Genomic DNA, 24,598 nt, shown 5'->3' with positions numbered 1-24,598 from the left:
AAAAGGAAGGCCACCTGCGGGTGGCCTTCTGGTTGTTACGCCCGGCTCAGAACAGGCCCAGCGGTTTGGCGTCGTAGCTGACCAGCAGGTTTTTCACCTGTTGATAGTGCGACAGCGCCGCCTTGTGGGTCTCGCGCCCGATGCCGGAGTTCTTGTAGCCGCCGAACGCGGCGTGCGCCGGATACAGGTGGTAACAGTTGGTCCACACGCGCCCGGCCTTGATCGCGCGGCCCATGCGATAGGCGCGGTTGATGTCACGGGTCCACAGCCCGGCGCCCAGCCCGAACTCGGTGTCGTTGGCCAGCGCCAGCGCTTCGGCTTCGTCTTTAAAGGTGGTGACGCCGATCACCGGCCCGAAGATCTCCTCGCGGAAGAAGCGCATGCTGTTGTTGCCGGTAATCAACGTCGGCTGCAGGTAGAAACCGTTTTGCAATTCATCCCCATGCTGCGTGCGTTTGCCGCCGGCGAGGATGTTGCCGCCCTCATTCTTGGCGATGTCGATGTAGGACAGGATCTTATCGTACTGTTCTTGCGACGCCTGCGCGCCGAGCATGGTGTCGGTGTCGAAGGGATCGCCCTGGCGGATGGTGGCGATGCGCGCCAGCACTTTCTCCATAAACTGCGGATAGATAGATTCTTCAATCAGCGCGCGTGAAGGGCAGGTGCAGACCTCCCCCTGGTTGAAGAAACCGAGCACCAGCCCCTCAACCGCCTTGTCGATGAACTCCGGCTCCGCCTGCATGATGTCGGCGAAATAGATGTTGGGCGATTTACCGCCCAGCTCGACGGTGCTGGGGATGATGTTTTCCGCCGCGCAGGCGAGGATGTGGCGGCCGATCGGCGTGGAGCCGGTGAACGCGATCTTCTCGATGCGTTTGCTGCGCGCCAGCGCTTCGCCGGCCTCGGCGCCGAAGCCTTGCACCACGTTGAGCACGCCCGGCGGCAGCAGATCGCCGATCTCTTCCATCAGCACGCTGATGCCGAGCGGGGTCTGTTCCGCCGGTTTCAGCACCACGCAGTTACCGCCCGCCAGCGCCGGCGCCAGTTTCCAGGCGGCCATCAGCAGCGGGAAGTTCCACGGGATGATCTGGCCGACCACGCCCAGCGGTTCATAGATATGGTAGGCCACGGTGTTCTGGTCGATCTCCGCCGCGGTGCCTTCCTGCGCGCGCAGGCAGCCGGCGAAGTAACGGAAATGGTCGACCGCCAGCGGCAGATCGGCATTCAGGGTTTCGCGGATCGGTTTGCCGTTGTCCCAGGTTTCGGTCAGCGCCAGCATCTCCAGCCGCGATTCGATGCGATCGGCGATCGCCAACAGCACGTTGGAACGCGCCTGCACGCTGGTTTTGCCCCAGGCGTCCGCCGCCGCGTGCGCCGCGTCGAGCGCCAGCTCGATGTCCTTGGCGTCGGAACGCGGGAATTCGGCGATCGGTTGGCCGGTCACCGGCGAGGTGTTGGTGAAGTAGTTGCCGGATACCGGTTCGACGAATTTGCCGCCAATGTAGTTGCCATAGCGCTTGCGGAACGAAACCAGCGAGCCAGGCAAACCGGGGTGGACATATTTCATGTTAAGCACCTCTCTGCAGATGAAAATCAGCGCTATTGGGCTGCGCCTGTGAATGCGGCATGCCGCCGCAGCACAGAGAAGCACGTCGCGTGCCAGATTAACGAAAGGCGAGGGTGATGATAAAAATGGATTATTTATTAGCGTGTTAAAAACTTATGTGGCTTAGCGAATCGGGCGATTCCGCCGCCGTCGGTGTTTTTTTGTGTCCCGTGTCGCAACGCTTGATGCACATCTGTGATACATATTTGCAACACTCGCAAACGGGGGAGAAACGCATGTTGCCTGACGACCGCTTGCCCACCGAGGGCGCCAGTCCGCTGGCGGAATCCTGGCAGCGCAGCCGGGGCTACGGCCTGACGCGCGCCGATCGCCATATCCCGTTTATCAAAGCCGGACTGCTCGAAGAGCTGCGCAGCCGCAACGACTGGGTGCCGCAACGGGTACAGCCGCTGATCGAGCAGCTGGGCGCGCAAATTACGCGCCAGCCCGCCATTGTGGTGATCGCCGACGCCGACGGGCTGGTGCTGGAAACCCGCGGCAATACCGACTTTTTGCACAAGGCGTCGCGCTTTGCGCTGGCGCCGGGCAACCAGTGGGGAGAAGCGGAGCGGGGCACCAACGCCATCGGCACCGCGCTGGCGCTGGGCGCGTTCTGCGAAGTGCGCGGCGACCAGCATTTCCTCAACCAAAACGCCGGGTTGAACTGCACCGCCGCGCCGATCTATCGGCCGGATGGCCGCATTGCCGGCATACTGGATCTCTCCGCCCCCGCGCAGCGGCCGTATCGCGATGCGCAGCGCCTGATCATGCAGGCGGTGCGGCATATTGAACACCGCTGGGTCAGAAGCGCGATCGCCGATCGTCACTGGACGCTGCGCCTGCACGCCGATGCCGGTCGTCTGGGCAGCGCGCAGGAGCTGCTACTGGTGTTTCACGACGAAGTGCTGGTCGCCGCCAATCGGCTGGCGATGATGGAGTTTCAGCTCTCGCCGGCCGCATTCGGCTCCGTCGAGTTCGCCCAGCTGTTCCCCGATCTGTTGCGACAGCCCTCCGGCGCGCCGCGTCAGACGCTGGCCGGCAATCAACGGCACTATTATTCTCTGCTCGAGGCGCCGCAGCGCCGCGTCAGCGCCCTGCGTTCCACGCCGCCGGCGGAACGGCATGACGAGCAGCATCAGAAAGCGCTGCGGATTCTCAACGCCGGCCTTTCGCTGTGCGTGACCGGCGAAACCGGCTGCGGTAAAGAGCATTTCAGCCGACGCCTGTTTCAAGAGAGCCGCTGGCGCAACGGCAACTTCGTGGCGATCAACTGTGCGGCGCTGCCCGAGCCGCTGATCGAATCCGAGCTGTTCGGCTATGCGCCGGGGGCGTTTACCGGCGCCAACCCGAAAGGCTATATCGGCAAGATCCGCGAGGCGGACGGCGGCGTGCTGTTCCTCGATGAAATCGGCGACATGCCGGCGGGCCTGCAAACGCGGCTGCTGCGGGTGTTACAGGAAAAAACGGTCACGCCGCTCGGCAGCCGCAGCGCCTTTGCGGTCGATTTTGCGCTGGTCTGCGCCACGCACCACGATCTGCATCGGCAGGTTGAGGCGGGGGCGTTTCGCGAGGATTTGCTGTACCGCATACAGGAATACAGCCTGCGCATTCCGCCGCTCCGAGAGCGGGCGCAGCTGGAGGCCTTTATTATGCAGCTGTGGCGAGAGCTGGGCGGCGAGCGGCGCGACATTCGCCTGCTGCCGGAAGCGTTGGCGATGCTGGCGCGCTACCCGTGGCCCGGCAACGTGCGGCAGCTGTTGAGTACGCTCAAGGTGCTGCTGGCGCTGGCGGACGATCATGCGGTGCTCACTCTGGACGATCTGCCGCAGTCCATCGCGGTGCTGGCGCCGCGCCAGGAGAACGCCGATACCGGCCTGGAGGCGCTGCAGGCGGCGATCGACAGGGCGGGCGGCAACCTCAGCCGGGCGGCCAAGGCGCTCGGCGTTTCGCGCAGCACGCTGTACCGCAAGCTGGGAAGGCAGAAAGCGGTGGCGGAATGACACTTCTCGATTGAGCGGCGATAAGGCTCCGCTGCGCGGAGCCTGTTGCTCTCTCAATCCCCCAGTCCCGGCGGGTTAATCTCCGAATGGGCGATCTTCTCGTCGCTCTCCGCCCAGCGATCCAGCACCTGCAGATAGCTGCCGTTGGCGATGGCGCTGTTGAGCGATGCCTGCACCGCATCCACCAGGCCATTGCCTTTCTTCAGCGTGACGGCGATGTTGGCGGTCTTCGGCCAGCCGCCGGGCACGATGCCTACCAGCCGGGTTTTGCCGGTCAGCCGCGCCTGATAAGCGCCGGAGACGTTGGGACCGAAGGTGGCGTCGGCGCGGCCGGACTGAATGGCCAGCGTGGAGGCGGCCTTGTCGGTGACGTACACCGGCTGCAGCGGCGCCAGCCCCTTGGCGCGGTTCTCCTTGTCCCAGGCCAGCAGCACCGCTTCCTGATTGGTGCCGGAATCGACGATGATCTTCTTGCCGGCGATATCCGGCGCGGTGTTGATCTGGGTGATTTTACTGTCGGATTTGACGTAGAAACCCAGCGTATCCTGGCGATAGGTGGCGAAATCGAATTTGGTCTTGCGTTCGTTGGTCACGGTGATGTTGTAAACTGCGGCGTCATATTTGCCGGAGGCCACCCCCAGCGGCCAGTCTTCCCACGAGGTGGGCACCAGCTTGAGTTTCAATCCCAAGCCGTCGGCCACCAGACGCGCGATGTCCGCCTCGCTGCCGATCACCGTTTTATTGTCGCGGGCGTACAGGCCGAACGGCGGGCCGCTGCCCAGCAGGGAAATGGCCACCGTCAGCGTGCCGGGCTCCACGAACTTGAAATCGGCGGGGATTTTGGCCACGGCTTCGGCGCTCTTCACCGTGTGGATCGGCGTTTCGTTGGCGACGAGATCCACCCCTGGCGCGGCCGCGGCGGAAAAGCTCAGCAGCGCCGCCATCACAATCATCTTTTTGCTATATATCATTATGTTAATTACCTGCATTATTATGGGTGTCACAAGGTCGTTGCACTATCTCTAAAGGCGGCAGATCTGTGAACGAACAAAATCAACTATCCAATCTTGGAAATGTCATGAAGCGCCGCCGGTGGCGCTGAATCTCTCGAGGATGAACCATGTCGTCGCGTTTCGCTACGTTGGGCCGCATACCGCGCGGCGTGTGGGTGTTGGGTGGGGTGAGCCTGCTGATGGACGTCTCCTCGGAAATGATCCACAGCCTGCTGCCGCTGTTTATGGCGACGACGCTCGGCGCCAGCGTCATCGTCATCGGGCTGATCGAAGGGCTGGCGGAGGCGACGGCATTGATCGTCAAGGTGTTCTCCGGCGTGCTGAGCGATTACCTCGGCAAGCGCAAAGGGTTGGCGCTGCTGGGCTACGGGCTGGGCGCCATCAGCAAACCGTTTTTCGCCATCGCGTCGTCGTCCGGCATGGTGATGAGCGCGCGCCTGCTGGATCGCGTGGGCAAAGGCATCCGCGGGGCGCCGCGCGATGCCCTGGTGGCCGACGTGACGCCGCCGGAGATTCGCGGTGCGGCTTTCGGGCTGCGCCAGTCGCTGGATACCGTCGGTGCCTTTTTAGGGCCGCTGCTGGCCGTCGGCCTGATGCTGCTGTGGCACAACGATTTTCGCGCCATCTTTTGGGTGGCGGCGATCCCGGCGGCGCTGGCGATTGCGCTGCTGTTTTTCGGCCTGAAAGAGCCGGCCGCCGCGATAACCCACAAGCGCACCAACCCGATCACCCGCGCCAATCTGCGGCTGCTGGGGCGCGGCTATTGGTGGGTGGTGGGCATCGGCGCCGTCTTCACGCTGGCGCGCTTCAGCGAAGCGTTCCTGGTGCTGAAGGCGCAGCAGGGCGGCACGCCGCTGGCGTTGATCCCGCTGGTGATGGTCGCCATGAATCTGGTCTACGCCTGCTCGGCCTATCCGTTCGGTAAACTGTCCGATCGCATGAGCCATGAAGGATTGCTGAAAGCCGGGCTGCTGGTGCTGATCGCCGCCGATCTGGTGTTGGCGCTGAGCGATCATTGGGGCGGGGTGCTGTTTGGCGTGGCGCTGTGGGGCGTGCACATGGGCATGACGCAGGGACTGTTGGCGGCGATGGTGGCGCATACCGCGCCGGCGCACCTGCGCGGCACCGCGTTCGGCATGTTCAATCTGATCAGCGGCGTGGCGCTACTGCTGGCGAGTCTCGGAGCCGGAACCCTGTGGGAGCTGTTCGGTTCCGCCTCCACCTTCTACGCCGGGGCGCTCATCTGCGTGGTGACGCTGGTCGGCATGCAATTGGCGCCGTTCGGCGAACGGCGGCCGTGAAGGCGGCGGCGCTCAACGCCGCCACTCGGTTTACGCCGGATGCGCGTGATTCTCGTTGCCGCTAATCGCCAGATAATCCGTGTAGATTTGTGGCGCGCCGGAGAACGACGCCAGTGTTTTCCACTCGTCGTACATGTGTTCAGTGTCCTGATGCTCCGCCACGAACCTGAGCGCTTGCTCGGTTGAGACATCGAGATCCGGATGGAACGCGTTGAGCGACGCCAGGCTTTCAATGATCAGCATCACCGCGTATTGGTCCAGGCGGTTGCCGCTCTGGCCCTTCAGCAGGTGAAACTTCCAACCTGGGTAGTCTTCCACGCGGTGGATGTTGTCGGTGATGAACCGTTCAAAACGCTGGGGCGTGACGCCCGCTTTGAGCGCCAGGTTATGAATGCCGACGACACGTTGAATGCTTTCCTGTCCCGGTTGGTCGCGATAATTGGGGCCGGGAGGCAACGAACTGCGACTATTCTCCGCCACCAGGCTGTAACAGGTGTAAAGGGTCGGCAGTTCGGCGAAGGTCGCGAAGGTTTTCCACTCCTCAATCAGTGCGGCTGCCTCCGGGCGCTGCCGCCAAAAGGCGTGCGCCTCATCGGTCAGCTCGCCGTTGCCGTCGATATAGCGCGCGTAGGTGGCGGCGTCCTTAGCCTGATAAACCATCAGGTACTGATTTTCACGCTCGCCGCGCAGGCCGCGCAGCAGCGTCCATTGCCAGCCGGGATAGGCCGGGATGGCGACGCCTTTGCGGCGAACGAAATCCTCGAAGCGATCCGAGGCGATGCCTCTTTTCAGGTTGATCCCCACGTAATGCAGGGAGAAAACCGGCGTTGTTGATACATTCATTAAACGATCCTCGCAAATTAAGTCAGTGAGATGAGCGCGTCACGGCTCTGGCGCTGATGCAGACCAGCACCAGGCAGATCAGCGTGCAACCGAAAGCCAAAGTCAGAGTGGTGTATTTGGCGATAAAACCGATCAGCGCCGGGCCGGTTAATAAACCGACATAACCGACCAGCGTCACGGCGGGAAAGGCCTGGCCAGGCGGTACCTGTTTTTGATTGCCGACGGCGTTGAACAGAATGGGAACGATGTTGGCGATGCCCAGTCCGACCAGCATCAGCCCGCCAAAGGCGGCCCAGGCCAGAGGGACGGTGACGATCAACAGCAATCCCGCTGCGGCGCACAGGCTACCGATCAGCAGAGTGCGGTAGCGTCCGATGATGCCGATCAGTCTGTCGCCATACAGCCGTCCGCAGGCCACCGCGACGGCATACAGAGTGAATCCCAACCCTGCCTGCGATTTGGCCACGCCGCGTTCGGCATGAAGGAATAATGCCGACCAGTCGAGCATCGCTCCCTCTGTCATGAACACGAAGAAACAGAGCAGGGCGATAAACAGGATCTTGCCGTGGGCCAGCGCTAGCCGCACGCCGCCCCGGCACCGTTCGCCGATGCCGCCGTACGTGAGCAAGTCGCCGGCGACGATCGGCAGCAGGATCGCGATAAGGACGACGATCAGGCCGATGGCCAGGGCCGGGACGATGCCCAGCAGCAGGAGCAGACTGATGCCACCGGCGCCGGCAATGCCGCCAAGGCTGTAAAAACCATGAAATCCGGACATTTTCGCCTGGCCGCTCTCCCGCTCGACGACTATTGCCTGTGAGTTCATCGCCACATCCATGATGCCGTTAACGGCGCCAAATACCCCCAACGCCACCCCCATCAACAGCGGGACATCGAGTAATGCCAACAACGGCAAGTCGATGCACAGCAAGACGCCTGCACCCAGCAACACGGTGCGGCAGCCCAGTTTGCCGATCAGATAACCGGCAAAGGGCATGATCGCCATGGAGCCGGCAGCAAGGCAAAACAGCAGCAAACCGAGCGTGCCGTCATCGATGCCCAACCGCGCTTTCACGAAAGGGATCAACGGTGCCCAGGCGGCCATGCCCAACCCGGCGAGGAAAAAGATCGCTCGGGTGGCGATTTGCTGGCGATGATTCTCTGTGGCCTCACCGGTTAGCCAATGCAGCATCATGACGATCGGCTCTGTGCGACGGACAGATAATCGGTATAAATTTGCGGCGAACCGGAAAATGACGCCAGTTGCTTCCACTCTTCATACATTTGTTTGGTGTCGCGATGCGCTTTGGCGAAGGTTGCCGCTTCGACGGTGGCGATGTCGGGTTCCGGGTAGAACACGTCCAGCGCCGCCAGGCTGGCGATTTCCATCATGACCGCGTACTGGTCTAGCCGATTACCGCGCTCTCCCTTCAGCAAATGAAACTTCCAACCCGGATAATCTTCAATGCGATGATGATTCTCGGCGATAAAACGTTCGAACTGTGCCGGCGTCACGCCCTCGTGCAGCGCCAGATTGTGGATGCCGATAATGCGTGCTTCGGGTGCCTCTCCGGGCCGTTCTTGATAACGCGGGCCACTCGGCACGTCACTTCTTTCATTCTCCGCCAGCAGACGGTAATCGCTGAACAGCGTCGGCAACTGACTGTAGGTGCCCAATTTTCGCCACTGGGCGAGGATCTCCTGCGCGTCGGCATGCTGCCGCCAGAATTCATGCGCCTGTGTCGTTCGCTGCCCCGTAGCGGTAACGTAACGATCGCGCTGCTCGACGCTGTCAATCTCATACAGCATCAGGTATTGCCCGACGCGCTCACCGCGAAGGCCGCGTAGCAACGTCCAGCGCCAGCCGGGATAACAGGGGATATGTACGCCTTTTTCGCGGACAAAGGTTTCAAACTGTTGTTGCGTTACGCCGGCTTCGGTATCGATGCCGATGTAATAGAAGCTGAATACCGGTTTAGGTTTGGAGGCGGTTGCGCTCATCATTTACTCCTGATGGGGGAATTCTGCGGAAAATTGGGTATTGATAATGGCTTCAACCAGCGTGATGCCGATGGGCGTTAGCGTGACGCACGGGCCATCGACGGTGACCAACGCTTTATCCACCAAGATTTTCAACGTGTGGCGGATGATCGGGTTAGCAAACAGACTGTTGCCGTCAAAGCGCCGTTTAAACACCCGATCGTCCACTGGCTGCAAGGTGGAGAGCGCCATTTTGAAAGCGTTCACTTCGCGCTGGATCGGAGAAAAACCGCGGCTTTCCTCGATGGGCAGCCGATCTTCGTTAAGCGCGTCCTTGTATTTCTTGTAACCGGTGATGTTGATGGCTTCGGAGCGCGTCGATTTGGAACTGCCGCCCAAACCGATCGCCACTTCCGGATACTGTTTGTCGAGATCGGTGATCAGTGCCTTCCACTTTTCCGGTTGTTGATCATTGCGGTGAAAGTACATGGTGGGGTGTTCGGTATAGCCGTCGTTCAGGTATCTTTCGACCAGTTCGCGCATTTGGTACTGCTTGCCCAGTCCTGGGAAACGCATGTTATTGACACTGATCAGCCCCTTTTTCTGCCACAGGCTTTCGCGTTCGCCCGAGACGCCGGTGCGATTTTTAATAAACTCATCCATGTGCAGCTTGGTGCAGACGACATGTGACAAATCCAGCGCAAGCGCCTTTTCCATGTCGTATTTTACGTCGTCCACGCTTTGACCAAGCATGCCATAGATGAGATCCACGCTGACCCAATCGATGCCGAGTGCACGCGCATGATAAATGGTTTCCACGCACTCCTCGGCCGAATGCATGCGCCCACAGGCGGTGATGATGTCATCATTGAAGGACTGGGTGCCGAAGCTGATTTTGCTGAAACCGAGCTCTTTCAACAGTGTCAGATAGGCTTTATTCAGGGTGCCTGGCTCTCCTTCGAAGCGTAGGGTGGCGTTGGCGAAGTTAAAGTGGCTGTAGTAGAAGGCCATCATGCGGCGCAGTTCCGGCTCCGGCAGCAGGGACGGCGTGCCGCCGAAGACGTTGAATTCGCCGATTTCCACCTTGGCCAGACTGGGCACGCGCGCCAGCCACATTTGAGCTTCTTTGATATTGAAGTCGACCAAATCGCGGAATACCTCCTGAGAGGCGGGCGCTTTGGGATTGAGTATCACCGTGGGGTACTGGCAAAAATGGCAGCGATAGCGGCAGGTCGGGATATAGGCCCAGAGATGGATTTTGCCCGCCTGACGAATGTCGTCTTCCATATCGGCAAAAAACGCGGACAGCGGGTAGTCGACGATATCGCCGGGGAACACGTGACAGCCGAAAGGATCCTTATGCACATACTCCAGAAAGGCCCGGTTTTCCGGTTGCGCCAGGAAAGCGTTCACCTGCGGCGTAGGGTAGTTTTCATCGATATCCAATAACGATTGCAAGGCTTCGTCATTCATCAGAAGACCCCTCCATTACCGAAATAGTTATGTGCTTCGCCGGACTCGCGGTCTTCACAGAAGTAATAAACAAAGCGGGAGAAATCCTCGTCGTTGACCGCGTCGAAACAGGTCGGCAATGCGGGCGGGAAACCGATATCGTCACCGACGGCGCGGCGCATGGCGGCAAACAGCGCATCGCGAAACTCAAGGTAGAGCCGATAGGCGGGGGTTTTGTAGGCATGAATTGGTTTGAAATCGATGATGCGCATTTCGTGTTTCAGCTCGTGAATGCGGCGGTAGAGGCGGTCGGCTAACGGGCCGGAGAAGAAATCGCGCACTTCGCTGTTTTCCAACAGCAGATATGGGTTGAGCAGCACGGGCAGTAAGATATTCTTGGGCGTGTAGTCCTTGACCGAGTAATCCCAGGCCAGTTTCGCCTCCGCCGGTGTGGCGTCCGCCAGCACGGTTTTCTGCTGCTCAACGTCCGGCCGGACGTCCTTCATGATAATGATGCCGTCTTTGCCGTAGGCGATGCCGTTGATTACCTCGTCGAGGATGGTGTCGACCCGACGGCTGTTGATCTCAACGTAAGCATGCCGGGCGTAAACCGGTTTGCCGCCGTAGGCGATAACCTTAATGCCGAAATCCCAGTCGTCGGACAGGTGCTCGACAAAACGGCCGTTGTTGAGCTGATAGAAGATTTCAATGCCGCCTACCGCGTCATACAGGCTGCGTTCCACCCCGAACCCCTTGCCGTCGGGGAAGCCGCCGAACAGGGAGAACGAGAATTCGCGCAGACGCAGCGTTTTCTGGATCTCGCGGAACAGGTTGGGGCGCTGCTCAAAATCTACGGGGTTGTAGTAATAGTTGCTGGTGCCCAGGTCACCTTGTTGATCGAGCATGGTATTCACCAGCTCGTAAAGCCAAAATGCATCCACGGTGCAATCGGCATCGGCAGACACGATATAGTGCTTGCGTTTCTTTCCCAGCCGGCTATCGCGAGCTTTAGATCGCAGCGACGCATAATCCATACCGCGTTTTCTGGCCGAAGAGACCCCCTGTACCTTTTCATCGATAACGAGAATATCCATAACCGGATGACTTTCACTAAAAGCATTTATTTTAGCGACGGAATCATCGGTGGAGTTATTATCGACAATAATCAGCTCGTAAGTGTCGTGGGTGATTAATTCATCTTTGGTATTCTGATTGAATAGAGAAAGCAAGACCGCCTCAATACGGTCGCTTTCATTATAAACGGGCAGTACGATAGACACAAAAACAGTATCACGCATAGATCCTCCAGGGCTAATGAAAGTCCACAGTTAGAAATGCCTTGTCTGAAAGTGAAATATCACATCAAGTGATATTGACGTTTAACTAATATTTAAATATTCCATGACGTTGTTTGACAGCACCCGTTTCCCTAGCGTGAAATTGTTTTCCGCTACGCGTCTCATTTTTTCTTTGTTATTAATAAATTGATAGAGTTCGTCGACGAATTCGTCACTTGGCAAACCGTCGTGTAACTCAGAGATCGTCATGATAGGGGCTTCAAAGCCGTGCTGGCCATAGACCTCATGGTAATACTCGTAGCTGGTGGCGATATAGCAGCGCCGGCAGCTTACCGCTTCACCAATGGGATTGCCGTAGCTGTCATAGTCATATGAGGTGAGAAAAGAGACCAAATCGCAGGAATAATAAAGGTCCTCTATGCAAAGCGTATCACTTTGCGAACGCATACTGGCATGGGGAAGCATGCCGACAAATTTGACGTAGGGGAGAACTTGCAGCTCCTGCGCCAATTTGGCGAGCTGCAAATAACATGAAGGATTCTCATATTCATTGCCGGCGATCGCCAAACAGACTCGGCGAGTGTTGTTGTCACGTATAAATAAATCGTTAAGCTTGCTGACCAGTACAATATCGCGGTCCAATCTTTTCTGGGGGATTATGCGGGTGGTTCTGGCAATAAGAATGTCATTTTCACGTATATTAATCTGCTTTCTACAGTTTATCCTTTCGAGGCTTTCCGAGAAATCATAGGTGTTTTTCTTTACCTCGACATGGACATCATGATTGCACCAGGCCTCAAGCTTCTGCTTCAGATCGTGATTGAGCGTGACATAGGTAATGTATTTTGAAGCGATAGGTTTGATGGCGTGAGAATAAGGTGGGGGGCCATATTTGAGCACCTTTTTTTCACTGTTCCACATCAGGTCATGATCGCGCCATATCACGAAACGTGTCAGTCGATAACGCCGGCCGTAATCTTCGATCGCCAGATACAGCGCTTTGGTATAGATGATGTTTTCCGGCAGCGTGCCGTTTTCCACCACCACATGGCTGATTGCGAGCGCTTCCCATTGGGCGATGAGGCGATCCGCCAGCTGCCGCGCCTTCAACGCAATGGTGTGCAACAAAGCGACTTTTTCTTGCTCGTCAATGGGCGTTTTCTGGCCGATCAACGCCGCGTGCGCGTAGTCGAGAAAGGCGGGGTAGTAGTCTGGAATCGACGTGATGCCGTCCAGGCGGACAAGCGTAAAGACATCCCGGTAGATATCATGCTCATGTCTATAGGGTTTATTAAAGTTTCCCTTATCAATCTTGATGTCGTATCCCAGATCAAGATAAGACCGAAATCCACAGGCTTGCAGTCGTTTGGCAATCTTCATTGCTTCTACCGTGATTCCTGAGACCGAGACGGCATCGAACGAAATGAACATTGCATTCTTCTCTTGCCTAGCGTGCATCGCAGAACCTCCTGCCATTGAGTAGTGCATTGATTTGGATTAACTATTTTTTAACAAATCTCCGGTAACGTTCCCAATTAAGTGAAAAAAAATCTCTTTGACGCTCTGGAATACACTCAAATCCGACAGAACGGAAGCTTAAGCGTTCAAAAATGTAAAGATACGTTTATGCTTTGTGAGGGTTCTCACAAATATCTCGCTGAGGAAGTGGTGAAAAAACGGTGGGGAATATGGGGGGCAAAACCCCCGAATATGGATATGCGATGCCTGGTTTAACGGTTCGTCATGCCGCCTTTGGCTGGTTGTCGTATCGCCTGCAGCAGCTCGGGCACCCGTTGGGATTCCACAGCCCGGCTGAACAAATAACCCTGGCCGATATGGAAACCGGCTTCGCACAGCGTTTGCCGCTGCTGCTCGGTTTCCACGCCCTCGGCGATGATATCGATCGACAGTTTTTGGCCGAGGATGCCGATGCTTTCCACGATCGCCAGGATCGCCGGTTCGGTATTCATCCGTTGAACGAAGTCGCAGTCCAGCTTAATGCAGTCCAGCGGGTAATCCATGATATGGCTGAAGGAGGAGTGGCCGGTGCCGAAATCGTCCAGCGCGATGCGGATGCCCATCTCCTTGAGCATTTGCAGCGCGCGCAGCACGTACTTCGAGCCGTGCTTGTTGAACGCGTGTTCGGTCACTTCCAGTTCGATCAGAGGGTGGGGAATGTGGAACTTCAGCAGGCGCTGCAGGAAGGTTTCGGCGTAGTTGTCGCGTAAAAACTCGATCGGCGACACGTTCAGCGAGATGGGCCGCACCGCCACGCCGGCCGCGCGCCAGCGGGCGATATCGGCGAAGACCTTCAGCTGCATGGCCTCGCTGATCTTGGTCGCCAGCTCGTAGTCGTTGAACGCCTCGCTTACCGTTGCCGGCAGCTGCACGCCATTGATCGGGCAGTGCCAGCGCAGCAGCGCTTCAAAGCCGACGATGCTGCCGTCGGTCAGGCAGACCTTCGGCTGGTAGCTGGGACGGATGCAGTTGTCGCGCACGATCTGGCGTGCGTAGTTGAGCTGGCTGGCGCGGGCGCGCGCTTTGTCCATCATTTTGCGGTCGAACATATAGACGCCGCCACGGCCGCCGTCTTTCAGCTCATACAGCGCGGTATCGGCGCATTTCATCAGCTCTGAAGCGTCGCGCGCGTCTTTGGGATAGATGGCGCCGCCAAGGCTCATGCCGCAATGCAGCGTCTTGCCGCCGTGGGTGATCGGCGTCTCCAGCTGCAGCAGAAACTTGTTGGCGATGCGGAAAATATCCTGCTCGTTTTCGACGTCGCTGATCACCACGGCAAACTCGTCGCCGCCGAGGCGGGAGACGAACGAGTGCGCATTCATGCAGGCGCTGAGTCTTTTACCCAAGATCCGCAGCAGATGGTCGCCCGCCGCGTGGCCCAGCGTGTCGTTCACCAGCTTGAAGTGGTCAAGATCCAGCAGCATCAGCCCGAGGGACTTGTTGCCGTGCAGGGCGCGCTTCATCTCTTGCTTCAGCTTTTTCTTGAAGAGGCGCCGGTTGGGCAGGCCGGTCAATTCGTCATATTCGCTGGCGAGCAACAGACGTTGTTCCATCACGCGCTGTGAAGTCACGTCGCGCGAGACGCACAAGATCTCGACCACGGCGCCGTGTTCGTCGCTGACCGGCGTGAGAATGTTGTCCCAGTGCTGTTTTTTACCCTGCGGCGTCACGCTCAATCCGGTGAAGCGCGCATTCTTTCCGGCTCTGACGCTGCGCAGCGCCTTACTGCCGCGGCGCCGGATCTCGGGCGACAGCAGTCCCAGCCAGGGCATGCCAAACTCTTTTTGCGCCGGATCAAGGCCAAGGGCCAGGCTGCCGGAGCGGTTCATGTGGCGCAGCGTGCCGTCGTGATTGATCACTTTGATGCAGTCGACGCTGGCGTCCAGCATGTCTTGCTGGATAGAGAGCGCCTGAACGTTTTGCTGGCGCTGCAGCATTTGCGGATGGATGTCGGTCGCCGTGAGGTACCAACTGAGCTCCAGCGCCATGCCGTCCTGCCGGGCGTTGAACGCCAGCATAAACCAACGGTAGGCGCCGCTGCGATCGCGCAGGCGGGCTTCGCCGGCGAACGAGGAAAGGGCCACGATCGCCTGGCGCCATTGCGCGGCCAGCCGCTCGCGATCGTCGGGGTGCAGGGCATCGAGCCAGTCGGCGGCGCCGTGTTCACCGGCGATGGCGCCGGTATAGTCGCGCCACTGTTTATTGAAGTAACCGCCAAGGCGGTTGCCGAAGCAAATCAGGCCGGGCAAGTCGTCTACGATTTCGCCATAGAGATCAATCGGATTTTTGTTATTGCTCTGCTTGGGCAACAGGGTCATGCGGTATTTCCTCGGAAAATTACCCATATTCTCGCTCTAGGGCAGAGCTTCTTTCAATATAGTCTTACCAATTAAAATGGGAATAGCCAGCGGGCGCGGCTAAAAATCGGCCCGCCAGCATGGAATACATCCCGCGTGAACGCATTAGGAATACTCCTGTTATTTATAAGCATCCCTTATATTGCAGCGAAAAATAAGTAATCGGACCACGCCGCGTTATTGCCGTGAAAATTAATCATTCCTGATGTTTCTCTGTGGCCAAATGTTCAGTCGTCATGATGTACTTCCGAACGGTATTCTGCCTGCTCTATGCGGTAATACTGACAAAAACCCCAGTCCAGACGGTGATAAACGCCATTTTATGCACTCTGCAACGCCCGTCGTCGCCCGTTCACTGGGGCTTAGCGAAAAAATCATGATGCAAATCAAGAAATGTTTTGTTTCATCTGTTGACACTTTGCTTACGTGTGAGATAGCCTCGCGAATGATAATCATTAGCAAAACTGGATGGTGGCGCAAATGCATTCACGTAATTTTCTTCGGGTAACGGTTCGGATAACAGGCAACGGTCACAACACGAGACCACGTCTGCTGTGGTCTCTGGCAACGAGACAAGGTATCGAACGGCCGTTGTCATCCGCCCCTTTGAGCGGCATCTCAACTTAGCCTCAACGCGCAAACTCTGGAATCAAACCCTTGCCGGATCAATGCGCCTATTATTTCCGTGCATTTTGCACGGACATATCGCGATCTCACGCAGTTGCATCAGTTCTCAATCATGGGTAAGGAGGCATCGGGTAGTTAAAAGTCAATTGTAAAGGGATAGGCAAAAAGAGTGGGGCGTATCGGGTGATCGCTATTCTCAGGATCTTGATTATCCCCAAGGGACATTTCGGATGTCATAGCAATACTAGCTACTTTGTGGAGAAAGTTATGGGTAATACCATGAATGGAAACGAAACGGGTTGGGACAGCGTTAACGATCTTATTCACTACCATGAGCGCGGAAATGGTCTGACGATAAATAACAAACCGTCTTATGACATAAATCAGGCGGGGTTGCAGATCGCGCGCGGCGATAAAACCTGGAATGGCGTGCACGTCACGGGAAAAGAGGCGACGGTGACCTATTCCTTCCCGGATTGGGATTATAACGAACTGAACCTGGGCCACCGCTCCCCGGAACGTGATACGGGGCTGAGCGCGTTCACGCAGCAGCAACAAGAACAGGCGAAGCTGTCTTTGCAATCCTGGGCTGATGTTGCCAACATCAAATTTGTCGAAGTTGCCGCAGGCCAACCCTCCAATATTACCTTTGGCAATTATGAGGGGACAGGACAAGCGTATGCCTTGAAACCGTTCTCATATAATGGCAATGATTACAGGGGGTTCAATTCTGATGGGCAAAGCTGGTACAACATTAAGAATCACTCCGAAAATTTGCATCCTGAGCTAGGTAATTACGGCCGCTTAACCATTACCCATGAAGTTGGCCATACTCTCGGGTTAGATCACCCGGGCACTTATAATGCGGGGCAAGGCAGCCCAAATTATACCAAGGCAGTTTACGCCGAAGATACCCGGCAGTTTAGCGTAATGAGTTACTGGAATGAATCCATTACCAACGCGGATCATGGCCATTACTATGCCGCTGCGCCGCTGGTTGATGATATCGCGGCCATCCAGCATCTTTACGGCGCCAATATGACCACCCGAACCGGCGACACCGTTTACGGGTTTAATTCAAATACAGGCCGAGACTTCTATACGCTCAATGACAGCCACGACAAACTGGTGATGTCTGTTTGGGATGCAGGCGGAAATGATACCCTTGATTTCTCGGGGTATAGCCAAAATCAACGTATCAACTTGAACGAAGGCGCTTTCTCCGACGTCGGGGGATTAAAAGGGAATGTTTCCATCGCCGCTGGCGTCACCATCGAAAACGCGATAGGGGGCTCAGGTAATGACGTCATTGTTGGGAATCACGCAGACAATACGCTCAAAGGCGGCGCCGGCAACGATGTCATTTACGGTGGAGCGGGCCAGGATCAATTATGGGGAGGGCAAGGCAACGACATTTTTGTCTTCTCTGATGTGAATGACTCGCCTGTTCGGGCTCCTGATACCATTTGGGACTTTGAGTCAGGCAAGGACAAGATCGATCTGTCCTTCTTCAACCAGGGCGCTAAAGGCAGTGATTTCATTCAGTTTGTCGATCATTTCAGCGGGCAGGCCGGTGAGGCGCTGGTATCCTATGATACCCAGAGCAATCTGAGTGAATTGGCCTTCAATATCCATGGCGGTGCAAATCCAGACTTCCTGGTGCACATCGTCGGGCAGGCCGACGTCGCTGTTGACTTTATCGTGTAAAACGGCAACGGTGGGCGATGATGCCCACCGTTTCGCATGGGCCAGCTATGTGCAAATTTATTCTTGTCGGAATAATTTTCTTGTTTTCAGGAGCCTCTATGGCAAGCAGTCTGGTGTTACCTTCCGCCGAAACGCTATCCGGGCAGTGGACGGTCAGTGATAAATCAAAGTCTTGTGTTGTGCAGCTCAACGCGGAGAGTGTGGAATCGGCCGGCGGCTATAGCCTGAAATTTTTATCTGATTGCACGCCCGACGTCTTGCCGCAAGAGCCTGTGGCGTGGCGTCCTGCTCCCGATGGCATTGCGCTGTTGGACAAGGATGGGCTGACCGTACTTTTCTTCTCTCAGGAAGACGATCATTATCGCAGCCAGATCTGGGCTGAAACTGGGAAGATCCTGAAGAGAAATAACTAGCGGAAAACGCCGGCCTGACCCGGCGCTTCTGAACGCGGTTATCACGCCTCACATCACCCAGCCTCCGCCGTAACGGCGGGGGCTTTTTAATGGGCGGGCGGCAAGCCGTCGACGATGGTAATCATGGCTTCCGCCACGTGGCACCGCTGTTGTTTCGCCAACTGATAGGCCGGCGAATGGTAGCAGGCCAACGCGGTGGCGTAGTCGTCGAATTCGATCAGCACATGTTTCACAAACGATGGGCCTTCCAGCGTTTGCGCCTGTTCGCCGCGGGCGAGAAAACGGGCGTTGAACTGGCGAAACGCCTGGGGCGCCAAATCCATGTAATGCTGATATTGCTGCGGATCTTTCACGGTAACATGGGCAATCCAGTAAGCGGGCATCTCAGGACTCCTGTTGCAGAATGCGCTTGGCCAGCGCGGCGGCCTCGGTCAGGTGATCGATGACTTCTTGCCTGGCCTGCGTCGGATTGTTTTGTTCGATGGCGTGATAAATGCGCGTCATGCGCTCGAAACCGGCCAGCTGGCGCTCCGGGGTTTTCAGGGTCAGGGCGCGCAGGCGGCTGATGCGGCTATTCAGGCGTTGAACGATTTCCCAGGCAATGGCGTGATGGGCCACCTGGAAAATGGTTTCATAAAAGGCCTGCGAGGCTTCAACGCGCTGAATATCGTCCTGCCCGGCCGACGCCTGATTAATCGCAATTAATTTTTCATGCAGTTTCTTTTTATCTTCCGGCCCGGCTTTCAGGGCGCAGTCGTGAGCGGCATCCTGTTCAAGCAGCAGGCGAATAGTATAAATCTGCTCGGCAATTTCCCAGGTCAGAATAGCGACAATCGGCCCTTTCTTGCCGAGCGTTTCAATGAGCCCCTCCGCTTCGAGATAACGGATCACCTCGCGCACCACGCTGCGGCTGACGCCCAGCTCCTCGCACAGGCTGCGTTCCACCAAACGATCGCCGGCCTGAAAATACCCTGAGATAATCGCCTGCCTAATTTTCGCCAATGCCAATTCGCGCAAGGTGACCGGTGCATTCTCAATTTTCAATGACGCCTGAACCATAATTGTCTCTATTTTTTGTGGATCATCATTAATCCGGATAACGACGCGTATTTCCGTTTGCCCGGTACTATTAACATCTTTCCAACCTGCAAAGCAACGGCGGCCGATTTCGCGCCGCATCGCCAAAACGGTGAATGTTGCCGCAGCTCACAAAATCGAAAGATAGCCTAAAAAAACCGCTTTTCGGTGCCGATAGCCGCTGGCTCAACGGCTGCGGCACGGGCACAGGGTGCTGAGCGGACGCGGTTGTGGCCGGCGTTTCATTCCCTGCCAAAGTCCACGAAAATTTACTAATGCATTGATTAACCGCTGTTATTTTCAAATGTGCTCTACCGCCTCAAGTGAAAATAAGAATACCGTATTATGGTATACCAAATTTTGACATACCAATCTGCCCGATGCTATACCCTCGACTCGCGACATCTGATTAACATTTTATTTACTTTTCGAGGTCCCTTATGCATCAAGACATCCGCAAGACCCTGGTTTCCACAGAAACCCTCTACGCCGACGGCGGCAAATCGGCGAGTAAACCGCTGGTGATGATCGCGGCGGCGGCGGTGATTAAAAACCCCTGGGCCGGGCAAGGCTTTGTCGAGGATCTGGCGCCAAAGATTCGAGAAATGGCGCCGGTGCTGGGCGAGTTGCTGACCGGTTTGATCCTCAAAGAAGCCGGCTCCGGCGAGCGGGTGGAAGCCTTCGGCAAAAGCGCGGTGGTGGGGCTGGGCGGCGAGTTGGAACATGCCTCGGCGCTGATCCACACGCTGCATTTCGGCAACCACTACCGTTCGGCGGTCAACGGCAAGAGCTATCTGGCGTTCAACAATACCCGCGGGCCGGCCAACGCGCCGATCCTGATCCCGATGATGGGGAAAAACGACGAAGGCAGCCGCGAGCACTACCTGACATTTCAGTTCAACATCAACGACGCGCCCTTCGACGATGAAATCGTCATCGCACTGGGCGCGGCGCTGGGGGGGCGGCCGCACCACCGCATCGGCAACCGTTATCTGGATCTGAAAGAGCTGGGCCATGATCAGAACAATCCGGCAGCTGTCTGAACCCGCTTTGCGGGTGGGGTATTTGGAGGCCGGGCGTGGCGAGCCGCTGGTATTGATCCACGGCGTAGGCATGAACGCGGAGGCCTGGTATCCCCAGCTCGATGCGCTCAGCGCGCACTTTCGGGTCATCGCCGTCGATATGCCGGGCCACGGAGAAAGCGAAGGCTTCGCCCACGCCGCGACGCTGGAGGATTACGTGCGCTGGATGGCGGCCTTCTTAAATACCCTGGGCGCGCCGAGCGCTGCGGTGGCGGGGCACTCGATGGGGGCGTTGATCACCGCCGGTCTGGCGATCGATTATCCGGAGCGGGTCAATCGCGCGGTGGTGATGAGCGGCGTGTTTCAGCGCTCAGCAAAGGCCAGCGCCGCGGTCGCGCAACGCGCCAGCGCGTTGGCCAGCGGCCAGACGCAGCTCGACTCGCCGCTGAGCCGGTGGTTTGGCGCCGATCCCGCCGAACAGCGTCTGCGCCGGCAGGTGGGCGGCTGGTTGCAACAGGTGGACATATCGGGCTACGCCCGCGCCTATCAGGCGTTTGCTACCGGCGATCGGGTGTATGCCCAGCGTTGGCACCTTATCCGCTGCCCGGTGTTGGTGCTGACCGGCGAGCACGACGCCAACTCCAGCCCGGAGATGGCGCGGCAAATGGCGCAGGCCGCACCGAACGGGCGCGCGGTAATCATTGAGAACGCCAAACACATGGTCAGTCTGACCGATGCGCAACGCGTCAACGCGCTGATGCACGATTTTCTGACCTCAGAGCAACCTTTGACTTTAGGAGCGGCAAATGGACGCGGATAAACGCAGGCAGTTGCGCGACGCTTTCGGCGCCTTTATGACCGGCGTCACCATTGTGACTTCGGTAGACAAGCAGGGGAAGCCGATTGGCTTCACCGCCAATTCGTTTTCGTCGGTGTCGCTGGATCCGGCGCTGCTGTTGGTGAGCATCGATAAACGTTCGGCGAATCTGGCGCATTTTACCCAGTGCAGCCATTTCGCCATCAATATTCTGGCGGAACAGCAAAAAGAGGCTTCAACCATTTTTGCGCAAAAGAACGAAGACCGCTTTGCGCTGATCGATTGGCGCTGGAGCGCGTCACGGGTGCCGCTGATCGATAACAGTTCGGCGTGGTTCGACTGCTCGCTGCATCAGGTGGTGGACGCCGGCGACCATGCCATTCTGATCGGCAAGGTCGAAGGGTTCGAGTCCAACGCCACCGCCGGTCTGGGGTATTACCGCGGCGCTTATTTCACGCCTTATCAAAACGCGCAGTCGCTGATTGGCGGGCCGCAGGTGGTGGTAAGCGCGTTGATCGAGTTTGAAGGGCACGCCGTGATGGTGCGGCAAAATGACGGCGGCTATCAACTGCCGTCCAGCGCGGTGGAGAAACGCAGCGTCAGCGAAACGTTGGGGGAGCTGCTGCAACAGCTGGGCATTAATGCCCATCCGGGCTTCGTCTATTCCGTCTATGACGACCGCCAAAAGCACCAGCAACACATCGTTTTTCTGTGCGCGCTGCCGACCGACGCCGGCAGCCTGACGCCGCAGCTGGGCGCGGCGGAATGGTTCGACATGCCGACGCTGGCGCGGCTGCCGATCAAGGATCCGGCGCTGCGATCGATGCTGGGCCGGTTCGTCAAAGAAAACGCCGTGGGCAATTACGGTATCTATTATGGCGATGAGCACAGCGGTGCCATCAAGCAATTCGCCGGTTGAGGCTGAACGGGAGAGTGTGATGAAACTGTCTTTATTCGTGCATATGGAACGAACGTTACCCGACGAACCGCAGGAAAAGCTCTACCAGGAGATGATCGAGCTGTGTGAAATCGCCGATCGCGGCGGCATGCACGCCATCTGGACCGGCGAGCACCACGGCATGAATTTCACCATTGCGCCGAATCCGTTCATCAATCTGGCGGACATTGCCCGGCGCACCTCGCGGGTGCGGCTCGGCACCGGCACCATCATTGCGCCGTTCAATCACCCGATCCGTCTGGCGGGCGAGGCGGCGATGACCGACATCATCACCGGCGGCAGGCTGGAGCTGGGCATCGCGCGCGGCGCCTATTCCTATGAATACGAACGGCTGATGCCCGGTTTGACCGCCTGGGATGCCGGGCAGCGCATGCGCGAGCTGATCCCGGCGGTGAAAAAACTGTGGCAGGGCGACTATGCCCATCAGGGGGAATACTGGTCGTTCCCGGCGACCACCTCGTCGCCGCTGCCGAAACAGCAGCCGCATCCGCCGATTTGGGTGGCGGCGCGCGATCCCAACAGCCACGAATTTGCGGTGCAAAACGGCTGCAACGTTCAGGTTACGCCGCTGCATCAAGGGGAAGAGGAGATCGTGCGGCTGGTGACCTGTTTCAACGAGGCGCGTGCACGCTTCGCCGCCGAGCAGCCGCTGAAGATCATGCTGTTGCAGCATGGCTACGTAGCGGAAGATGAGGCGGACGCCCGCCTGGCGGCGGAAGAGCTCAACCGTTTCTACCACTACTTCGGCGCCTGGTTCAAGAACCAGCGGCCGGTGCGGCAAGGGCTGATTCAGCCGCTGAGCGACGAAGAGATCGCCGCCAATACCTATTACTCCGCCGAGATGATGCGCACCAACCTGGCTATCGGCACCGCCAATGAGGTCATTACGCGGCTGAAAAAATATGAGGCGCTGGGGTATGACGAGTTTGCGTTGTGGATCGACAGCGGCATGAGCTTTGCGCGTAAAAAGGCCTCTCTGGAGCGGTTCATTCGCTGCGTGATGCCGGAATTTCACTGACGGAGGCGCTGATGGAATCGTTCAAACTCTACATCGATGGCCGGTTTGACGCCGGTTCGGCCACCTTCGACTCGATCAACCCGGCGAGCGGCGAACCCTGGGCGCAGGTGGCGGAAGCCCGCGCGCAGGATGTGGATCGCGCCGTTGCGGCAGCGCACCGGGCTTTCCAGGGGGCCGAGTGGCGCGATATGACCGCCGGCGCGCGCGGCAAGCTGTTGTTGCGGCTGGCCGACTTGCTGGAGCAGCACGCCCCCGAGCTGGCGCGGCTGGAAACGCTGGATACCGGCAAGATCATCCGGGAAACCCAGGCGCAGATCGCTTATGTGGCGGAATACTACCGGTACTACGCCGGCCTGGCCGACAAGATGGAAGGCAGCGTGCTGGCGATCGACAAAGCCGACATGGAAACCTGGGTGCGTCGCGAACCAATCGGGGTGGTGGCGGCGATCGTGCCCTGGAACAGCCAGCTGTTTCTTGCGGCAGTGAAAATCGGCCCGGCGATCGCCGCCGGCTGCACGCTGGTGGTCAAAGCGGCGGAAACCGCGCCGGCGCCGCTGCTGGCGTTCGCCAGACTGATAGACGAGGCCGGTTTTCCACGCGGCGTATGCAATGTGATCACCGGTTTTGCCGCCGAATGCGGTGCGGTGCTGACGGCGCATCCGCAGGTAGACCACATCGCCTTTACCGGCGGCGCGGAAACCGCGAAGCACATCGTTCGCGGCAGTGCGGAAAACCTCGCCAGCACCTCGCTGGAGCTGGGCGGAAAATCGCCGTTTATCGTTTTCGATGATGCGGATCTGACCAGCGCGGCGAATGCGCAGGTGGCGGCCATTTTCGCCGCGTCGGGCCAGAGCTGCGTAGCCGGCTCGCGCCTGCTGGTGGCGGAAAGCATCAAGGACACGTTTTTGGCCCGGCTGACGGAGAAGGTGCGCAGCATCCGCATCGGGCCGCCGGATCGCCCGGACACCCAGTTCGGGCCGCTTTGCACCAGGCAGCAGCAAGAGCGGATCGCCGCCATCGTCAGCCGTTCGCTGGAGCAGGGGGCAAAACTGGTGATTGGCCACGCGGCGATCGACTCACCGGGCTTTTACTACCCGCCGACGATTGTCGATTGCAGCGCGCAACCCGACGCCGAGTGCGTGAAGCAAGAGCTGTTCGGCCCGGTGCTGTCGGTGTTGACCTTCAGGGACGAAGCGGAGGCCATTCAGCTTGCCAATGATTCTGCCTATGGCCTGGCGGCCGGCATTTTCACGCAGAACCTGACGCGCGCGCATCGGGTGACCCGTCGCCTGCGGGTGGGGGTGGTGTGGCTGAATACCTATCGAGCGGTATCGCCGCTGGCGCCGTTTGGCGGCTACGGCCAGTCGGGGTTTGGCCGCGAGGGCGGGATTGACGCCGCGCTGGAATACACCACCAGCAAAACGGTGTGGCTGCGCACCAGCGACGATCCGATAGACGATCCCTTTGTCATGCGCTGAGTCAGCGCAATCAGGCGCGATTTCAGATCGCGCCGGCAGCCCCGTTTTCATCGCATTGATACAGGCGACCGCAATGTCGCCGGGGCAGACGCATGCTTTTTTCGATCTATTCG

At 58.2% G+C, this 24,598-nt stretch carries 20 protein-coding genes; 9 read left to right on the top strand and 11 right to left on the bottom strand.

Translation table 11 applies throughout. From position 1 onward, the window contains the following. Positions 1 to 46 precede the first annotated feature (46 nt). Entirely contained in the window at positions 47 to 1,567 is a 1,521-nt protein-coding gene (gene exaC / locus ACJ8HB_RS13260) for an acetaldehyde dehydrogenase ExaC (protein WP_033648288.1), read from the bottom strand. Between the two features lie 275 nt (positions 1,568 to 1,842). On the opposite strand from exaC, the gene ACJ8HB_RS13255 reads away from it, so the two are divergent. After that, positions 1,843 to 3,606 carry a sigma-54-dependent Fis family transcriptional regulator gene (locus ACJ8HB_RS13255; RefSeq protein ID WP_047567534.1) on the top strand — a complete coding sequence of 588 codons (1,764 nt, stop codon included), beginning with the start codon at positions 1,843 to 1,845 and terminating at the stop codon, positions 3,604 to 3,606. Between the two features lie 53 nt (positions 3,607 to 3,659). On the opposite strand, the gene ACJ8HB_RS13250 is transcribed toward ACJ8HB_RS13255, so the two are convergent. Further along, positions 3,660 to 4,577: an ABC transporter substrate-binding protein gene (locus ACJ8HB_RS13250; RefSeq protein ID WP_094860074.1), complete on the bottom strand. Its 918-nt coding sequence runs from the start codon at positions 4,575 to 4,577 to the stop codon at positions 3,660 to 3,662. Positions 4,578 to 4,726: 149 nt separating this feature from the next. On the opposite strand from ACJ8HB_RS13250, the gene ACJ8HB_RS13245 reads away from it, so the two are divergent. Then, positions 4,727 to 5,920, top strand: coding sequence for an MFS transporter (locus ACJ8HB_RS13245; RefSeq protein WP_047567531.1), 1,194 nt, complete (start codon positions 4,727 to 4,729; stop codon positions 5,918 to 5,920). A 30-nt stretch (positions 5,921 to 5,950) separates the two neighbouring features. On the opposite strand, the gene ACJ8HB_RS13240 is transcribed toward ACJ8HB_RS13245, so the two are convergent. The 7 genes from ACJ8HB_RS13240 to ACJ8HB_RS13210 form a co-directional block, all read right to left on the bottom strand. After that, a complete protein-coding gene (locus ACJ8HB_RS13240) occupies positions 5,951 to 6,763 on the bottom strand; it encodes a hypothetical protein (RefSeq protein WP_047567528.1) in 813 nt (270 codons plus the stop codon). A 22-nt stretch (positions 6,764 to 6,785) separates the two neighbouring features. Further along, complete coding sequence (locus ACJ8HB_RS13235) at positions 6,786 to 7,958, bottom strand: MFS transporter (RefSeq protein WP_047567522.1); 1,173 nt, start codon at positions 7,956 to 7,958, stop codon at positions 6,786 to 6,788. Continuing rightward, positions 7,955 to 8,764, bottom strand: coding sequence for a hypothetical protein (locus ACJ8HB_RS13230; protein WP_047571622.1), 810 nt, complete (start codon positions 8,762 to 8,764; stop codon positions 7,955 to 7,957). Before ACJ8HB_RS13230 ends, ACJ8HB_RS13235 begins: the two co-directional genes overlap by 4 nt. 3 nt (positions 8,765 to 8,767) lie before the next feature. Continuing rightward, on the bottom strand, positions 8,768 to 10,216 hold the full coding sequence (locus tag ACJ8HB_RS13225) for a radical SAM protein (RefSeq protein WP_047567520.1): 1,449 nt from the start codon (positions 10,214 to 10,216) through the stop codon (positions 8,768 to 8,770). Beyond that, the gene (locus ACJ8HB_RS13220; RefSeq protein WP_047567518.1) at positions 10,216 to 11,493 is read right to left on the bottom strand and encodes a glycosyltransferase; all 1,278 of its coding nucleotides are present in this window, start codon (positions 11,491 to 11,493) and stop codon (positions 10,216 to 10,218) included. The genes ACJ8HB_RS13225 and ACJ8HB_RS13220 overlap by 1 nt, the downstream gene beginning before the upstream one ends. Before the next feature lie 81 nt (positions 11,494 to 11,574). Beyond that, positions 11,575 to 12,924 (bottom strand): glycosyl transferase family 2, encoded by a 1,350-nt coding sequence (locus ACJ8HB_RS13215; protein WP_223307155.1) that lies wholly within the window; start codon positions 12,922 to 12,924, stop codon positions 11,575 to 11,577. Positions 12,925 to 13,223: 299 nt separating this feature from the next. After that, positions 13,224 to 15,329: a putative bifunctional diguanylate cyclase/phosphodiesterase gene (locus tag ACJ8HB_RS13210; protein WP_047567514.1), complete on the bottom strand. Its 2,106-nt coding sequence runs from the start codon at positions 15,327 to 15,329 to the stop codon at positions 13,224 to 13,226. A 933-nt stretch (positions 15,330 to 16,262) separates the two neighbouring features. Between ACJ8HB_RS13210 and ACJ8HB_RS13205 the strand changes: the two genes are divergently transcribed. Both ACJ8HB_RS13205 and ACJ8HB_RS13200 read left to right on the top strand, forming a co-directional pair. After that, positions 16,263 to 17,702, top strand: coding sequence for a serralysin family metalloprotease (locus ACJ8HB_RS13205; protein WP_033648293.1), 1,440 nt, complete (start codon positions 16,263 to 16,265; stop codon positions 17,700 to 17,702). Positions 17,703 to 17,800: 98 nt separating this feature from the next. After that, on the top strand, positions 17,801 to 18,115 hold the full coding sequence (locus tag ACJ8HB_RS13200) for an AprI/Inh family metalloprotease inhibitor (protein WP_033648294.1): 315 nt from the start codon (positions 17,801 to 17,803) through the stop codon (positions 18,113 to 18,115). Between the two features lie 86 nt (positions 18,116 to 18,201). Here ACJ8HB_RS13200 and ACJ8HB_RS13195 read toward each other — a convergent pair whose 3' ends face one another. Together ACJ8HB_RS13195 and ACJ8HB_RS13190 are read right to left on the bottom strand one after the other, a co-directional pair. After that, positions 18,202 to 18,498 (bottom strand): DUF1330 domain-containing protein, encoded by a 297-nt coding sequence (locus ACJ8HB_RS13195; protein ID WP_033655039.1) that lies wholly within the window; start codon positions 18,496 to 18,498, stop codon positions 18,202 to 18,204. A 1-nt stretch (position 18,499) separates the two neighbouring features. Then, a complete protein-coding gene (locus ACJ8HB_RS13190) occupies positions 18,500 to 19,294 on the bottom strand; it encodes a GntR family transcriptional regulator (RefSeq protein ID WP_223307154.1) in 795 nt (264 codons plus the stop codon). Positions 19,295 to 19,632: 338 nt separating this feature from the next. Here ACJ8HB_RS13190 and ACJ8HB_RS13185 point away from each other — a divergent pair, with 338 nt between their 5' ends. From ACJ8HB_RS13185 to ACJ8HB_RS13165, 5 genes are read left to right on the top strand one after another with little or no spacing between them, the layout of a single operon-like run. Then, the gene (locus ACJ8HB_RS13185; RefSeq protein ID WP_041035081.1) at positions 19,633 to 20,235 is read left to right on the top strand and encodes an amino acid synthesis family protein; all 603 of its coding nucleotides are present in this window, start codon (positions 19,633 to 19,635) and stop codon (positions 20,233 to 20,235) included. Next, complete coding sequence (locus ACJ8HB_RS13180; protein ID WP_047567509.1) at positions 20,207 to 21,034, top strand: alpha/beta fold hydrolase; 828 nt, start codon at positions 20,207 to 20,209, stop codon at positions 21,032 to 21,034. The genes ACJ8HB_RS13185 and ACJ8HB_RS13180 overlap by 29 nt, the downstream gene beginning before the upstream one ends. Continuing rightward, positions 21,021 to 21,950 (top strand): flavin reductase family protein, encoded by a 930-nt coding sequence (locus ACJ8HB_RS13175; RefSeq protein WP_047567507.1) that lies wholly within the window; start codon positions 21,021 to 21,023, stop codon positions 21,948 to 21,950. The genes ACJ8HB_RS13180 and ACJ8HB_RS13175 overlap by 14 nt, the downstream gene beginning before the upstream one ends. Positions 21,951 to 21,969: 19 nt before the next feature. Then, on the top strand, positions 21,970 to 23,007 hold the full coding sequence (locus ACJ8HB_RS13170; RefSeq protein WP_033648300.1) for an LLM class flavin-dependent oxidoreductase: 1,038 nt from the start codon (positions 21,970 to 21,972) through the stop codon (positions 23,005 to 23,007). 11 nt (positions 23,008 to 23,018) lie between these two features. After that, positions 23,019 to 24,485, top strand: a complete 1,467-nt coding sequence (locus tag ACJ8HB_RS13165; RefSeq protein WP_047567503.1) for an aldehyde dehydrogenase — start codon at positions 23,019 to 23,021, stop codon at positions 24,483 to 24,485. Positions 24,486 to 24,598 lie beyond the last annotated feature (113 nt).

Source organism: Serratia sp. CY27727 (assembly GCF_052169275.1).
In the GTDB taxonomy this organism is placed as follows: Bacteria; Pseudomonadota; Gammaproteobacteria; order Enterobacterales; family Enterobacteriaceae; genus Serratia; species Serratia sarumanii.
This window is presented reverse-complemented; position numbering and strand designations above follow the sequence as displayed.

Excerpts from the sequence above, each read along its gene's own strand:
- exaC (WP_033648288.1), bottom strand. The coding sequence starts at position 1,567 with ATGAAATATGTCCACCCCGGTTTGCCTGGCTCGCTGGTTTCGTTCCGC.
- ACJ8HB_RS13255 (WP_047567534.1), top strand. The coding sequence starts at position 1,843 with ATGTTGCCTGACGACCGCTTGCCCACCGAGGGCGCCAGTCCGCTGGCG.
- ACJ8HB_RS13250 (WP_094860074.1), bottom strand. The coding sequence starts at position 4,577 with ATGATATATAGCAAAAAGATGATTGTGATGGCGGCGCTGCTGAGCTTT.
- ACJ8HB_RS13245 (WP_047567531.1), top strand. The coding sequence starts at position 4,727 with ATGTCGTCGCGTTTCGCTACGTTGGGCCGCATACCGCGCGGCGTGTGG.
- ACJ8HB_RS13240 (WP_047567528.1), bottom strand. The coding sequence starts at position 6,763 with ATGAATGTATCAACAACGCCGGTTTTCTCCCTGCATTACGTGGGGATC.
- ACJ8HB_RS13235 (WP_047567522.1), bottom strand. The coding sequence starts at position 7,958 with ATGATGCTGCATTGGCTAACCGGTGAGGCCACAGAGAATCATCGCCAG.
- ACJ8HB_RS13230 (WP_047571622.1), bottom strand. The coding sequence starts at position 8,764 with ATGAGCGCAACCGCCTCCAAACCTAAACCGGTATTCAGCTTCTATTAC.
- ACJ8HB_RS13225 (WP_047567520.1), bottom strand. The coding sequence starts at position 10,216 with ATGAATGACGAAGCCTTGCAATCGTTATTGGATATCGATGAAAACTAC.
- ACJ8HB_RS13220 (WP_047567518.1), bottom strand. The coding sequence starts at position 11,493 with ATGCGTGATACTGTTTTTGTGTCTATCGTACTGCCCGTTTATAATGAA.
- ACJ8HB_RS13215 (WP_223307155.1), bottom strand. The coding sequence starts at position 12,924 with ATGTTCATTTCGTTCGATGCCGTCTCGGTCTCAGGAATCACGGTAGAA.
- ACJ8HB_RS13210 (WP_047567514.1), bottom strand. The coding sequence starts at position 15,329 with ATGACCCTGTTGCCCAAGCAGAGCAATAACAAAAATCCGATTGATCTC.
- ACJ8HB_RS13205 (WP_033648293.1), top strand. The coding sequence starts at position 16,263 with ATGGGTAATACCATGAATGGAAACGAAACGGGTTGGGACAGCGTTAAC.
- ACJ8HB_RS13200 (WP_033648294.1), top strand. The coding sequence starts at position 17,801 with ATGGCAAGCAGTCTGGTGTTACCTTCCGCCGAAACGCTATCCGGGCAG.
- ACJ8HB_RS13195 (WP_033655039.1), bottom strand. The coding sequence starts at position 18,498 with ATGCCCGCTTACTGGATTGCCCATGTTACCGTGAAAGATCCGCAGCAA.
- ACJ8HB_RS13190 (WP_223307154.1), bottom strand. The coding sequence starts at position 19,294 with ATGCGGCGCGAAATCGGCCGCCGTTGCTTTGCAGGTTGGAAAGATGTT.
- ACJ8HB_RS13185 (WP_041035081.1), top strand. The coding sequence starts at position 19,633 with ATGCATCAAGACATCCGCAAGACCCTGGTTTCCACAGAAACCCTCTAC.
- ACJ8HB_RS13180 (WP_047567509.1), top strand. The coding sequence starts at position 20,207 with ATGATCAGAACAATCCGGCAGCTGTCTGAACCCGCTTTGCGGGTGGGG.
- ACJ8HB_RS13175 (WP_047567507.1), top strand. The coding sequence starts at position 21,021 with ATGGACGCGGATAAACGCAGGCAGTTGCGCGACGCTTTCGGCGCCTTT.
- ACJ8HB_RS13170 (WP_033648300.1), top strand. The coding sequence starts at position 21,970 with ATGAAACTGTCTTTATTCGTGCATATGGAACGAACGTTACCCGACGAA.
- ACJ8HB_RS13165 (WP_047567503.1), top strand. The coding sequence starts at position 23,019 with ATGGAATCGTTCAAACTCTACATCGATGGCCGGTTTGACGCCGGTTCG.